Annotated in this window: 11 protein-coding genes; 6 read left to right on the forward strand and 5 right to left on the reverse strand. The window is 49.7% G+C overall.

Translation table 11 applies throughout. The annotated features are described in order from the left end of the window. Positions 1–5: 5 nt before the first annotated feature. A complete protein-coding gene (locus PKX57_RS03125; protein WP_213921093.1) occupies positions 6–857 on the forward strand; it encodes an ABC transporter permease subunit in 852 nt (283 codons plus the stop codon). On the opposite strand, the gene PKX57_RS03130 is transcribed toward PKX57_RS03125, so the two are convergent. Continuing rightward, positions 854–1,801, reverse strand: a complete 948-nt coding sequence (locus PKX57_RS03130; RefSeq protein ID WP_472415982.1) for a hypothetical protein — start codon at positions 1,799–1,801, stop codon at positions 854–856. The two genes, PKX57_RS03125 and PKX57_RS03130, sit on opposite strands and share 4 nt — an antisense overlap. Before the next feature lie 132 nt (positions 1,802–1,933). Here PKX57_RS03130 and PKX57_RS03135 point away from each other — a divergent pair, with 132 nt between their 5' ends. From PKX57_RS03135 to wrbA, 5 genes are all read left to right on the forward strand, one after another. Next, on the forward strand, positions 1,934–2,422 hold the full coding sequence (locus tag PKX57_RS03135; RefSeq protein ID WP_213921095.1) for a hypothetical protein: 489 nt from the start codon (positions 1,934–1,936) through the stop codon (positions 2,420–2,422). An 80-nt stretch (positions 2,423–2,502) separates the two neighbouring features. Beyond that, the gene (locus tag PKX57_RS03140; RefSeq protein WP_214048241.1) at positions 2,503–4,548 is read left to right on the forward strand and encodes a hypothetical protein; all 2,046 of its coding nucleotides are present in this window, start codon (positions 2,503–2,505) and stop codon (positions 4,546–4,548) included. Positions 4,549–4,566: 18 nt separating this feature from the next. Beyond that, positions 4,567–5,757: a BREX system ATP-binding domain-containing protein gene (locus PKX57_RS03145; RefSeq protein WP_214050044.1), complete on the forward strand. Its 1,191-nt coding sequence runs from the start codon at positions 4,567–4,569 to the stop codon at positions 5,755–5,757. 26 nt (positions 5,758–5,783) lie between these two features. After that, entirely contained in the window at positions 5,784–7,871 is a 2,088-nt protein-coding gene (locus PKX57_RS03150; protein WP_472414648.1) for a DEAD/DEAH box helicase, read from the forward strand. Between the two features lie 136 nt (positions 7,872–8,007). Beyond that, a complete protein-coding gene (gene wrbA, locus PKX57_RS03155) occupies positions 8,008–8,631 on the forward strand; it encodes an NAD(P)H:quinone oxidoreductase (RefSeq protein WP_470745664.1) in 624 nt (207 codons plus the stop codon). Between the two features lie 40 nt (positions 8,632–8,671). On the opposite strand, the gene PKX57_RS03160 is transcribed toward wrbA, so the two are convergent. From PKX57_RS03160 to PKX57_RS03175, 4 genes are all read right to left on the reverse strand, one after another. Next, complete coding sequence (locus PKX57_RS03160; RefSeq protein WP_213922498.1) at positions 8,672–8,944, reverse strand: hypothetical protein; 273 nt, start codon at positions 8,942–8,944, stop codon at positions 8,672–8,674. 179 nt (positions 8,945–9,123) lie between these two features. Then, a complete protein-coding gene (locus PKX57_RS03165) occupies positions 9,124–10,737 on the reverse strand; it encodes a dipeptidase (RefSeq protein WP_472415983.1) in 1,614 nt (537 codons plus the stop codon). 142 nt (positions 10,738–10,879) lie between these two features. Then, positions 10,880–12,457, reverse strand: coding sequence for a C69 family dipeptidase (locus tag PKX57_RS03170; protein WP_214047663.1), 1,578 nt, complete (start codon positions 12,455–12,457; stop codon positions 10,880–10,882). A gap of 68 nt (positions 12,458–12,525) precedes the next feature. After that, on the reverse strand, positions 12,526–13,587 hold the full coding sequence (locus PKX57_RS03175) for a M14 family metallopeptidase (RefSeq protein ID WP_472415985.1): 1,062 nt from the start codon (positions 13,585–13,587) through the stop codon (positions 12,526–12,528).

The following is a 13,587-nucleotide window of genomic DNA, read 5'->3' on the forward strand; positions in this document are numbered from 1 at the left end:
GGATTGTGAAGATAATTAAAGGACAATCTTTGCTTGTGGATGTAATAATTTGGGCCCTTCTCATAGCCACCGCACTGTTGATACTATCTCCCATAGTTTTCATGTTCACCGCTTCGTTGATGCCCGCCAGGGATATAGTCAAGATGCCTTATCGCTGGATACCCGAAGAGCTGTACCTTGACAACTACGCACAAGCGATAAGAGGGAACGACGGAAGCTACATATACCCCCGTAATATATTGAACTCCTTCATCGTGGCAGGTCTGGTGTCGGTCACGACCGTCTTGCTGTCGGCCCTCACCGGCTATGGACTGGCGAAGTTCCCATTCAAGGGAAGAAATCTCGTCTTTTTACTGATCATGGCGACAATGATGATACCCTTCGAGGCGATCATGATACCGCTTTATCTGGTGGCCACTTCGTTGAACATCCAGAATACCTACATAGGACTGATATTGCCGTTTTTGACCAATGCTTTCGGTATCTTCTTGATGAGGCAGTATCTCATAACCTTCCCCGACGAGATACTGGATGCGGCGAGAATAGATGGATCGGGAGAACTGAGCATTTTCTGGAGGATAATACTGCCCAACAGCGCGCCGGCCGTGGCCACTCTCGCGATCCTAACCTTCAGGAGCCAGTGGGACAACTTGCTCTGGCCGCTGTTGATATCCCAGAGCGAGGAGATGAAGACGATACCTCTGTACATAGTCAAGTTCGCCATGGAGAAACATACCAACGAGGGAGCCATGATGGCGGCGGCTTCAATCGCGAGTATCCCCATTCTGATACTCTTCATAACTCTTTCGAAGTACTTTGTGAGTGGCGCCTCTCTCTATTCGTCTAGAAAGGGTTAATCTATACCGTACACAGGTTTCACTATACCGAAGAAGGCGCCTTTCATACTGAAAAGTTCCTGGAAGGCGCCCATTTCGATAATAGACACCGAATCGCTGAACCTACAAAGGAGATAATCTTTACCGTCTTCCCAGTTTTTTGCAATTACCGCTTGAACCGGCGAAGCGTCGAAATCGAGCGATGTGATCGGTTTGAGATCGAGAACGTCGAAGAAAGATATCGTACTTTCCTGAGGCTCCACAACGGCGACGTATTTTTCGCTAACAGCAACATCGAGCGCGTAATTGGCAGTCAGTTTTCCCGTTACTCGAAGAAGCCCGTCGGAAAACTCGAGCACCAGTGCGCCTTCACTTCCGGCGGCGACGAAGAACCTTTCGCCGGAAGCGACGATCGCACGTACAGTAATACCCGCTTCCACCCTGTCGATTCCCGAAGGAAAGAGTCGCTGAATCTCTTCGAATCCTTCAGGGCCACGCTTGAAAAGGAAAAGTCCGTCAACTTCCGTTCCCGCGAGTATGGAGTTTTCGTGATAGGCTAGGGAGTTCACCCAGCCTTTGACCGGCAGGGTCTGAACCAGCTTGTAAAGGCGTGGGCCGTAGAATTTGTAGATTTTCAAGCCGTGTGTTCCGTCGGCCACAAAGACCTCGAGCGTCTTTGCGTTAACATCTATCGCCTCGCAGTGGAAAGTGTGCACATGTGTAACCGGTTTCAGGGATAACCTCGACACCAAGGCGAAGCCCCGATCTCTCAACACATTGAAAACGAAGCCGCCAGACTCGACACCGCCGCTTGAAAGGGATGTGACAGGCACTATACTGATGCGCCATTCACCGTCCGTGTGATTCACATTGACCAGGCCCTGAAAGCCAAACCCGAAGAAATAATCCGTTGCCGATACAAAAATGGCGGTAATGAGAAAGACAGCCAGCAGAATTTTTCTCATAGAACCACCTCCGTCTATAGTCTATTACAAAACCACTATCGAAGTATTCGCTTTCGAGAGTGGTGGTCTCAACCTTACTCTGGTCGCTGAAACCTGACGACTTGAGAGATATAATTGTATCGGGGTGATACAATGAGCAAGAGAGAGTATCTCCGCAAACTTCTGGCCAATGGACGCGGGGCCGATGAGATAGCCGATCTTTTCGGTCTCACCACCGAAAAACTCCAGGCTTACCTGGGTGAGGAGGAACGATCCAGACTCGCATTATCGCAGGTGAAGTCTGACTTGAAAAGGCTCGAAGAATTTCCCTTGGATAGCCTTGAGAGCATTTTGCTTTTCTCTTTCAGAGTGATTCTCGAATCCATCGGTTTTCTCTTCGTAGACCTCGAGCGCGATCTCTACGATTCTTCGAACGATAGAACCTCAAGGTTGATAAAGCGTCTTCTTGACGGAGCCTATCTCCTTCTGGCCATAAACAGGCTTGAGTTAGTGGGCGCGGGCATTCCCGCTCTGCGCAAAGACACCAGATTTTCTAGAGCCTGCCAGAACAAAGCCTTTATTGCGGAAAAACTGCTAGATATAGCCGAGAGAATCGAGCGAGATCTTGGCGGAGACCTGTGAGTGTTGTGGGAGTTGTTCGAAAGCGGCAAAGATAAGTGTAGTATAATCAACCTGGATGATGATCGAAAAGAGGGACAGTCTTGTCTGATTTAAAAGATCGCGGGTTAAAGGGGTTTCTTTCGGCGGTTGATGTTTTTGAAAAAGCCGATGAGAGTTTCGAGGGGAAAGGCTGGAGAGTGATAGCCGAAACTCAGTCTGCAGCAATTATAGCTTCCAGGGCTCCGTCCATTTTCTCGATTTTCGGCAAGTTGTTCGAGCCGAAATTCCTTTTTCTATACAGGGGACCAGGGGGCGATGTCCTTGCTTCTCAGTCGGAAAAGCTTGCCGATCTCTCGCAGGCCGTTCTCGATGCAGCCCTGTTTCAGAAGGATTTCAACGACAGTTTCGTAGATCTTTACTCGCTTTTCAAAGAAGCGCCGGACATGTTCGAGAAGACCATCGGCCACTACGCTACGCACATCTCGCAGGGAGATAAGGATCTGTTTTCCGCTTTGAGAGAGCTGAAGATTCTCTACGAGAGAGTGAAGAAGAAGTTCGGCCAGTACGCCGTTAAGCTTTCTTTGAACAACCTGGTTACATCGATCTTCAAGCTGCGCTGTTCCTTCCTGCCATCGATCGAGGAAGATATGGTGGATTTTCTCGAGCAATTCCCGCCCGGACCGGAGGGAATGGAAAGCTTCATAGAAAACCAGATCCTCCTGGCGGCAGGAGAACCGGAAGAAAGCGAAATAGCCGTCCAGCTTTCCAGAGTTGAAACGGTGATTCACGAACTGCAGAAGTACTCCTCGAGCTACCTACAGTGGTTCACTGTACCGGAAGGAGTCTTCGTATCGTATCTGGAGAAGGGAATGCAGAGGATTCCTTCGCTGGAGGCGTGGTTCGAGGGTGTAAAGGATGCAAGGACAAGGTACGGTCTTTTGCAAACTCACTGGGAACAATCGCGACATTGGTACTTTGAAAAGATAGGAGCCGGTTTGATAGCGTTGTTTCAAAGATCCATGACTGGCCAGACGTGCTGGACAGTAGTGGAGGAGAAACAGATAAAGGATCCCCTCTCCCACGCCGGCGAGACGGTGCGTTATTCGGCGATAAGGACCGATTTCAAAATAGTGCGCAGCGACGATCAGGAAGGTTCCTACACGCTCTGTTCCATAGATGAATTGAACGTAACTTCCAGTGGCCTGAAGAAAGCGGCGAAGACCTTTCCATATGAAAACATAAACTGCAATTTCAACGAGCTGAAAATTTCGAAAGAGGCCTTTCTTGACAGCAAAGATGCCAGGTTCGCCGGATACATCTGGAAATTTCTTCTTCCCGGTGGCGGTCAGGACAGAGAGGCCAAAAACAACGAAAGAGTTGAATGCTTCGTATATTATGTGATTACGATACTGTCAAAGGGCTTCGGCACACCGCTTCTGAAGCTTTTCTTCGCGAAAGAGGAAACTGCAAAGCTGTTCCTGGAATTTTTGAAGGAGGCCGCCATACTGGGAAGCTGGAAGGAGTATCCGCAGAACGGACTTCCAGCCTCTCTGAAAGCCAAGCAGAGGACTCACGAATCGGACGAGAGAAACATCGGAAGTCAGAACCCTGATGTATCGGTCGTGCCGGCAATCGAGAGGTTTCCCGAGATCCTTGCCACGATCGATGAGCCGGAAGCGGTCGAAGAGAAGAAGCCATTCACGCTAGCCGGGGAACTGGTGGAGAAGATAAACTCTCTCCATTATGAATTGGAGTGGTCCGTGAAAAGCAATCGTGAAACCGTCCTGCATTATTACTTCCCCGAAATGACCACAGAAGAGGTCGGAACAATCGCTGAAGAAAAGCTGCCGGTAGCCGGAGAGAAAACGGATAGTCTGAAGGAACTTGAGAACAAGATAGAGGCGCTTTCGGGAAAGACGCTACAGACGGTTTGCAAAATTCTGGCGTGTGAACCGGAACGGGAGTACACACTCGAAGAACTCGGTCTAAGCTTCTGGAGCGTTTTCGTAGTCGCCCCAAAGATTACAACCGGTGGAAAGCCTCTGATCGAGGTTATTAGCGGCGAGAAGCCCCGGGTCATATGGGGTCGTAACTTCGATTCCAGGGTTAAGGACGTTCTCAAGAAGAAATTCTCTTTTGAAAGCTAAGCGAAAGGAGAGCTACCAGTGGATTACCATCCGATGTTCGAAGCGATAAGGGCCGGAGCGGCCGTTCCGGTCGATTATATAAAGGAGATCCTCACGGGTAGAGACAAGTATCAGGTCGAGATAGAAAACGATATCGACTATATACTCACAGGCAGGAGCAAAGTACGAGTCTTTCTGGGCCAGTACGGGCTGGGAAAGACCACCCTCGCCAGATATGCCGAGTACCTGGCCAGAGAGAAAGGGATGATGATCTCCAGTCTTGCCGAAAAGGATTACGACACACTACACAAGCAGGACGAGTTCTTCAGGTCTGTCATGAAAAATATGTCTCTGGTCGGTATAAGCGGAAATCCCCTGAAAATCTTTCTGGGCGCCTGGGCTGAGAGGATCATCGAAGAGTTGAAGGATCAGGAAATACCGGCCGAAGAGATAATGCCTGTGAAGGAGTACCTTTCGAAGAGAGACCACTACGATCCCGGCGGAATGTTCTCGCAGTTCTGCGCAGCTTATGTGGTTAGCACGGCAAAAGGCGAGACAACAGAGGAGTTTTACGCCTATCTCGTCGGTGACAGCATTGACAAAAGATCCATGAAAAAACGTGGTATCTACCATTTTCTTCAGGACGACGGATGGAATTTCCTGAGATCCTTCACTTCCCTCATGGACACGCTACAGGTTCCCGGGATGGTAGTTATAATGGATGAACTCGAGAGCATAATGAATAGGAGGCGCGATGTTAGAGAGCGCACTTTCAACCAGTTAAGAGAGATAATCGACAGACTTTCGGCCGGATTCCTTCAACGCACCTACTTCCTGTGGCTGGGAACGGATGTATGGTTCGAGAACAAAAACAGGGGAATAGCCTCGTACCACGCTCTGTACGACAGGATGAAGAACATCACGGGCGATGACAGCGGAAAGTCCCTGATTCTTTCGCTCAAGCCTCTTGAACTCGATGGATTTAAGATGCTGGCAAGAAAACTGATCAAGCTTTACAGAGAATGCTATTCGTTCGACGGTGGAAAGGAAATCGAAGAGCTGCTCGTGAAGTCTCTTAAACAGCAGTACACCGGAGTGGATGGCAAAATAAGACCCACCACGAGAGAAGTGACCAAACTGACAGTTGAGTTCCTCGATAGTATGCGTCAGGGTCGAAAACCGGAGTCTTCTGATAAAAAGCCGGTGAAGGCGGTAGATGAACTCTGGTAATCGATCCGAGAATTGACCAGAAGATTCTGGATCTCCTCTCTTATCGATTCCACTGGAAAGAGCTCAGAGAGATTCAAGGCAAGACTATCTCGCCGATTCTCGATGGCGATAATATACTTTTAATAGCGGGCACAGCCTCTGGCAAAACCGAAGCTGTCATGATTCCGGTGTTGAACAGGCTGTTGGATGCGGAGGCCGGCCTGAAGTGCATATATTTTGCGCCGCTCAAATCTCTCATAAACGACATAGCCTCCAGACTCGAGGTAATGCTGAGTCCTTTCGGCCTCTTCGTGGGCAAGTGGCACGGCGATCTCTCCAGGTGGGACAAGGAAAGTGCTCTTAAGAACTCTTCGATTCTGGTAACTACCCCCGAATCGGTTGAAGGCATTCTTTCGGGTTCAAATGCCTGTCTGTTCGAAAATATAGAGTTCATCATCATCGACGAGGTTCACGCTTTCATAGAATCGCCGCGCGGGGCGCAGCTGGTGTCGATTCTGGAAAGATTGAGAGTTCTTTCGCAGGCCGACCCCCAGAGGATAGCCATGTCGGCGACTGTGGGAAACCCGGACAGGATGATGAAATGGCTGAGCGGAAGCTCCGAAAGGCGCGGCGTGATAGTCGCCGAAGGCAAGAAGGTTTCCAGGAGCATAGAGGTCTTCACAGACGGAGAAATCGAACCCGTCGATTATCTGTTGAAGCTTTTGAAGGGAACCGGAGAGAAGATACTCGTTTTTTCTTACTCCCGATCGAAAGCCGAAGAGTTCGCCGCGATAGCGAAGTCGCTAGGACTCAATGTTCCGGTACATCACAGCTCTGTATCGAAATCTCAAAGGGGCCAGATCGAAGATGAGTTCAAGAATAATTCTGACCTGAGGGCAGTGGTCGCGACTTCGACTCTCGAGATGGGAATCGATATAGGCGACATCGACAGGGTGGTCTTTCTCGAGCTTCCCTCTTCGGCCGCCTCCTTTCTCCAGAGGGCCGGACGGTCGGGACGTAAGAAAGGGAAGTCAAAAATAACGGTTTTCGTAAACGACAGTCAGAGCTGCTACAACCTCCTTGGAATACTCAAGAAACTGGACGAAAATACAGTGGAACCTGTAGAACCAATCGACTTCTATCCACAGCTTCTGGCTCATCAGCTGATAGGACTCTCGTACTGGAGGGGCTTGTTGAGTGCCGGGGATCTGGACTTCCTCAAAAGAGCCTTTCCCTTCACCCGAGTGGGCAGAGATCACTTCAAAATGCTGGTTGATCACTTAATAGAAAGAGAGTTTCTGACCGAACGCGACGGCATGATCGTTCCCGGGGCCTCCGCTGCCGAAATCTTCGGTAGTGGCCGATCAAAGATGGATTTCGTTGTTCTTTTTCCCGGTTCCCTGGAATACTCCGTGGTGCTTTCCGGAGAAGAGATCGGCAGAATACATCCGCTGATACTGAATGGACAGGAGGGCGAGGGTGGCGAGAATTCGTTCATACTGGGTGGAAAGTCTTACCTTGTAAGAGAAATCGATCGGAAAGAGAGAGTCGTTCATGTGGTTCCCGGACGCGGGGGAAGGCTGCCGGGTTGGCTTGGTGGATCTTCGGCGGTCACGAAGAGTTTTGCCCGTTCAATAATGAACGCGATGATCGATCTTCCTGACTACGAAGAAACCCTGCTATCAGAGGGAACCCACAAGAGGCTGGAAGAAATCTCCCGCGACGTCGTGGCGGACGGAAGGATCAGGCTGATTTCAGAAAAAGAGGGAAACACCGTAATCACTTACGCGGGAGATATGTCCAACATTTTCCTCGTTACCTGTTTGAAGGCCGTGTTCGGTGTCGAGCGGACATCTTCGAATTGGCGAGATGTAAAGATAAAGGATAAACTCGGCACCGAGGAGCTGGCCGATATGTTACTGGCGCTTGCAAAAATGGACCATTCAGAGCTGAAAACTTTCCTGTCGCTTTTTTTAATGGGGGAACCGGGCCGGCTGAGAAAGATGTACGATCTGTTCGGCGATAAACTCTACGATTACGCTCCGGAGAATTTAATAGCGGAATTCGTGGTACGCAATATCTTCGATCCGGGACTACTAAAGGAACTTGAGGACGTTGACTGTCAATTGATCTGACCGCGCTCTTTAAAGCGGTCAATTCAAGCTAACCGATATGAGCGAGCCGAAACTCGAAGGCGACTTCACAAAAGCGATTTTCGATGTTATACTATATTGTACACAATATAATGGATATCAATTGGAGGTAATTGCTTTGAATACAACTAAGATTAATGTGATCTTCCACTCTATACATGGTCACATATACAAACTGGCTCTGGCCGAGGCGGAGGGAGCAAAATCCGTTGAGGGAGTAGAAGTGAAGATTTACCGGGTCCCGGAAACCTTGAGCAGGGAGATACTCGAGAAGATGAAGGCCGTCGAATCGGTGGAGAGTTTTTCATATCTCCCCGTTGCCGACCTAAAAACTCTATCCGAGGCGGACGGTCTTATCTTTGGAACTCCGACCAGATTCGGTATGATGACCTCTCAAATGCGCAACTATCTGGATTCCACCGGTTCACTCTGGTCGAAAGCGATCCTGGTTGGAAAGCCCGCGACGGTCTTTACGTCGACATCGACTCAGCACGGCGGTCAGGAAGCGGCCATACTCAGTTTTCACACCACGTTGCTCCACCACGGTATGATTCTGCTGGGACTGCCTTACGTTCACAGCGAGATGTTCGAAGTGGAGAAAGTGTCGGGAGGAGGTCCATACGGCGCATCGACCCTTACCGGAAGCGACGGCAGGAGACAGCCGAGCGAGGCCGAACTGAAACTGGCTTTTGAACAGGGAAAGTATCTTGCCACGATAGCTTCAAGGCTCAAAAACAAATGATAAGGAGGCCACGAAGGGCCTCCTTACCACATCATGCAATTTATTCCTCGTCGAAATCCTCTTCAAGCTCCACTACGGAATCGTTCAATCTTTCGAGATCGGCTTTGAGTTCCACTATCGAAGATTGAAGTTCGGGAAGTCTTGAGATTACCTCGTCGAGACCGTCAACCCAATCTTCGATGCTTGATCTGAGCTCAACGACTTCGTCCTGTTCCATGTCTGGAAGGGATTCGAATAAATCTTGAACATCAGTATTCTCAAGTTCATCAAACAGTTCTTCGACAAGATCGAGTATCTTTTCAATGTTCTGCACCCGTGCCACTCCTTTCAGGTTCTTCTATACTGACCGATGTTATCACAACTCCCGTGAGTTTTCTACTGTTTGGAATGCAGTTTTTTTTCGACAATGAATCGATACTCACTACCACAAACCAGGGAATTTCCAAAAGAAAAAGGCGGCCCATCGGCCGCCTTTGAAGCTCCGTCTATCTATTATCTCTCTGGAAAACCGTAACCGATCAGTTCGTTCCACCAATCGGGGTAAGCTGCGGTTCTGAAATTCACATAACCCAGAGCGTAGTTACCGAGGAGTCTGTCGCCGAGGAGTTTCCACTCTTCGAACCATGCTACCGCGTTCATGAACGCGTAGTTGGAAACGAAGTCGATGGCAGCTTCCGGATCAGTCTTGTACATCTCGGTCGCTATTGCCTGGACCTGCGGTGTCAACTTGTAGAGAACTTCGAGTTTGGGATCCCTGTAGTTTCTTATGTCCTGGATGGCGAGGTTGTAGTGAAGCTCAGCCATCTGCTGAACATAGGAACTTACCCACCAGCCGGAGTCTCTTCTGAACTCTTCATATCTGCTTCCGGTTTCGTAGAACTTCGGTAGGTCTCTCATGATGGGCCAAAGTGGGACTATGTATGCGGTATCCGGTGCGCCGTAACCGTACCATGCAACGCCCTTGAATGGATCGGCATAGGCGGAGTTAGTCTCACCGATGTGGACGTAGCAGGTTCTGTGCATGTTGATGCTTCTCTCCCATGTTCCGGTTCTACTTGTGTTGGCGTATCTGATAGGATCGCCCCAGGGACCGGCGGCCGGTCCTACCGTAAGGTCGTATTCCGTACCCTGGTAGTAATCGCCCTTGATAACGAAGATATCGTGAACTGTGAGAAGTCTGTCTGGCTTTACAGAGAGGGGGAACCTTACGTCGTGCGGACTGAGACCCAGAGATGGTGCAACCAGGTCGAAGGCTCTCCATTCTCTTCTTGTTGCGTAAAGGTTGTCATTCGGAGCGTATATCTCCGCTATATTGAACGGTTTGCCGGAAGCGGGATCGTACCATCCCTGCTCAACGGCGAAGGACACGATGTTCGGAGAGGCCATTACATTTTCGGTGTCGTTGAGGTCGACTTCCATGATCCTGGCCCTGTTGGCCGCCACAGTGAAATGATCGGAAGGAATTCTAACTGCGACCCATATATCTCTTCCGTAGAACTCGGCTATCCAGCACTCTTCACCATCCGCAACGGTCATAGTCTCTCCGCCGCCACCCACGGTGCTCCAGCCGTACTGCTCAACGAGATCGCCCATAATTCTGACGGCTTCTCTCGCAGTTGCAGCTCTCTCAAGAGCGATATCCTGCGCCGTCCAGCAATCGATGATGCCCATGCTGTCCGTCCAAAGAACTTTTCTTACTTGCTTACCGTAATCTGTGCTTGTATCGATGGAGAAAGTAGATTCACTGATGGCGACCCCCTTCTCGTTCATGAAGGAGTACCTTGAGTGGAAATACTGGTAGGTGTGGGGGACCTGGGGAATTTGACCAATCAGTGTTCCCTTGGTGCCTACATTGACATCGGGGTAGTTACCGTAATCGATGTAGTTGTGAGAATCGAGGACGATATCTCTCATCGAGCCTTCTGGCCAGTCCATGGCCGGAATTATCCAGAGACGGAAATCGGCGCTGGTCGAATCGTCGTTGTGAGTGATTATCGTGGAACCGTTTACCATGGCGTCTTTACCGACACCGAGAATGGTACAGGCTATTGCCGCACTTCCAAGAGTTACGAGGAATACAATAAGAACTACTAATGCCTTCTTCATAAAAGTACATCACCCCATCAAAACAGAAATATGACTTTCTTGATGTTCCGAGTTGCTATGTAGAGCTGTTCGGCTAAACCTCAAATATCACCTCCAGTATAGAGAATGCAGAGTCTTTGCAGACTCTGCATTATAATAATTATTACTTTTCTGCAGGGAAGTTCTCGTTAACGAACGTTAAAGCATCTCTCCACTCTTTCGGATAGTTCGTTCCGCCGAAATTCACCCTATCTGCCGCGTATTTACCCATGAACATATCTCCGAGCCTCAACCAGTCGGCCTGCCATGCAACTGCGGTGTTGTATGCGTAGTCGCTTATTATGGCTATGGCGGCATCGCGGTCCGTTTCATAGACTTCGGCAGCCAGTTCTTGAATCTTCGGTACAGTGTTGTATATCGCTTCCATCTTGGGATCTCTGAAGTTCCTTAAATCTACGATGGCATCACTGAATCTGCGTCTGGCCATTTCCTGCACGTAAGTGCTCGTCCACCAGCCGGAGTCTCTTCTGAATATTTCGTACCTGCTCCCGGTTCTGTAGAACTCGGGAAGTTCAGCCATGATTGGCCATAATGGCGTTTGATACGATGTACCAACGGCACCGTAGCCGAACCATACGAGAGCGCCTATTTCGGGCGGTAGCCAGCTCTTGATCTGGCTTATCTGCAGGTAACACGTCAGAGGTATTCCGATCGGTCTCTGTCTTCCGCCGGTTGTATAGCTGGCGAAAGGATCGCCGAACGGTCCCGCACCGAATCCCTTGGTTAGATCGAATTGCGTACCTTCGTACCAGTCACCGGAGATGGTGAAGATGTCCCAAACTGTGAGTTTCTTATCGGGCTTTATCCAGAGAGGATAGTGGACTTCCAGATATTCGAACCCCATCGACGGTGCGAGAAGGTCGAAGGCTCTCCATTCACGGATGTTGCCTCTGGTTCTCGGTGCGTAAACATCCACCGGTCTGAAGGGTTCTCCCGAGTTCGGATCATACCAGCCCTGCTCGACGGCGTAGGAAATCAGGTTGGGAGAATGCATAACGTTTTCGGTGTCTTCGAAATCCACGTCACGAATACGGAAAGTGTTCGCGCCAACGTAGACGCAGTCATCGGGCATCCTTAGAGCTATCCAGAGATCTCTCCCGTAGAACTCGCAGATCCAGACTTCGTTTCCATCCGTCACATTGATGATTTCACCCGAGCCGTACCAGCCGTATTCCTCGACGAGATCGCCCATGATTCTGACGGCCTCTCTGGCGGTTGTAGCTCTCTCAAGAGCTATATCCTGAATCGTCCAGCAATCGATCATGCCTCTGGCTTCTCTGAGCTCTCTTCTGGCGCTAGATGTTGATTCGCCCATCGCCACTCCCATTTCGTTGATGAAGGAATACCTGGAATGGAAATAACGATATGTGTGTGGAACCTGCGGGATCTGGCCTACCAGAATTCCCTTGTTGCCGTTATCGACGTTAGGATAGTCGCCGTAATCGATATAGTTATGAGAATCGACAACGATATCTCTCATCGAACCTTCGGGCCAATCCATAGCCGGAATTATCCACAGCCTGAAGTCCGCGACGCTCGAGTCGTCGTTGTGTGTAATGACAGTGGAACCGTCGGCCATGGCATCCTTACCAACTGCGATGATTGTACAGGTAAGAGCTGTCCCGCTCAAAAGGAACAGGAAGACGGTCAATAACAGGAGCACTTTCAACTTGATTTTCATGCTTTACCCCCTTAAGTCTTTTGGTTTTGGTGCTGTGCATACTTACCCTATAGGGCCCGATAATTGAATCAGTTCTTAAAAACTCTCGATGGATCTGCTTTGCTCGGGTCGTGTAGGTAATAACCCGTACCGTTTTCCATTACTTCGGCATAACCCGGGAAGGACACAACCAGGGCCTTTTCAGGGAAAAACATATTCATCCAGTTCACAGCTTCGAGAGTTCCCGAAAGATGTCTCCCAACCCTGTAATCGAGGGGAGCACCGATAATAACATTTCCGAGAGGATCCGTGAAACCTTCCTTGATATCGTAATCGCAGTAAACTAAGCCCTTCTCGGCGGCGGTTTGTACGAACTCATCGATACCGTCGACCATGAGCTCTTCTGTCATCCTTCCGGCGACCCTGTCGATAAATGGCTCGGGCGTTTCCATCAGGAGCGCAAGGGCATCGCTGAAATCTCCAACTTCTCTGTGCGTAAGGCCTTTGAGGTTCTTCGGAGAGGCTTCGATTTTCATAGGGAACTGAGTTGCGCTGAGCATCATCGCGGCCATCATGCCTATATCCATGGCGTCGTCGTGCGCTACGTATGTGCTGACCACAGGATACATGAGAGAGGCTTCATGATAATCGAAGAAGATATCGATATCTTCGTTCCTTATGAGCTCCATTATCGCAAAAGAGATCCGTTCGGTCAGTGTTCCGTTCGCACGTCCAGGGAAGGTTCTGTTGAGATTGCGAATATCCTGATAGGCGAGGTTTTGGCCGGAGGGGTAATGAATGTACGTGTATGGATCTGGCCATTGGTCGAGGGGATTGGTTCCCCTATCGCCTATTCTGTACTTCTGACTTCCCCAGGGAGTTTCAACAGAAAAATACTTTGGATAGGCATTCCCCAGCATACCGAGTGTTGAAGCGCTCATGTTGGCGTGCGGTATTACGTACACCTTACCGCTTTCCACTTTGATGTTTTCCATCACCACATAGGCCGCAACGGTTGTAATGGGTTCATATGGATGGGTACCGCCGAGAATCAACATCGAACCGCCCGGAACCCCGGAGTCGTATATGTATATGGGAGTATCTCCCCAGGTCCCCTTCAGACTCGGCAGGTATTCGCTGAGCATTATCAT

This window comes from Mesotoga sp. (genome assembly GCF_035363035.1).
Classification (GTDB): Bacteria; Thermotogota; Thermotogae; order Petrotogales; family Kosmotogaceae; genus Mesotoga.

Bases quoted from the DNA above. Each gene is read 5' to 3' on its own strand.
- PKX57_RS03130 (WP_472415982.1), bottom strand. From the start codon at position 1,801: ATGAGAAAAATTCTGCTGGCTGTCTTTCTCATTACCGCCATTTTTGTA.
- PKX57_RS03135 (WP_213921095.1), top strand. From the start codon at position 1,934: ATGAGCAAGAGAGAGTATCTCCGCAAACTTCTGGCCAATGGACGCGGG.
- PKX57_RS03165 (WP_472415983.1), bottom strand. From the start codon at position 10,737: ATGAAGAAGGCATTAGTAGTTCTTATTGTATTCCTCGTAACTCTTGGA.
- PKX57_RS03170 (WP_214047663.1), bottom strand. From the start codon at position 12,457: ATGAAAATCAAGTTGAAAGTGCTCCTGTTATTGACCGTCTTCCTGTTC.
- PKX57_RS03175 (WP_472415985.1), bottom strand. From the start codon at position 13,587: ATGATAATGCTCAGCGAATACCTGCCGAGTCTGAAGGGGACCTGGGGA.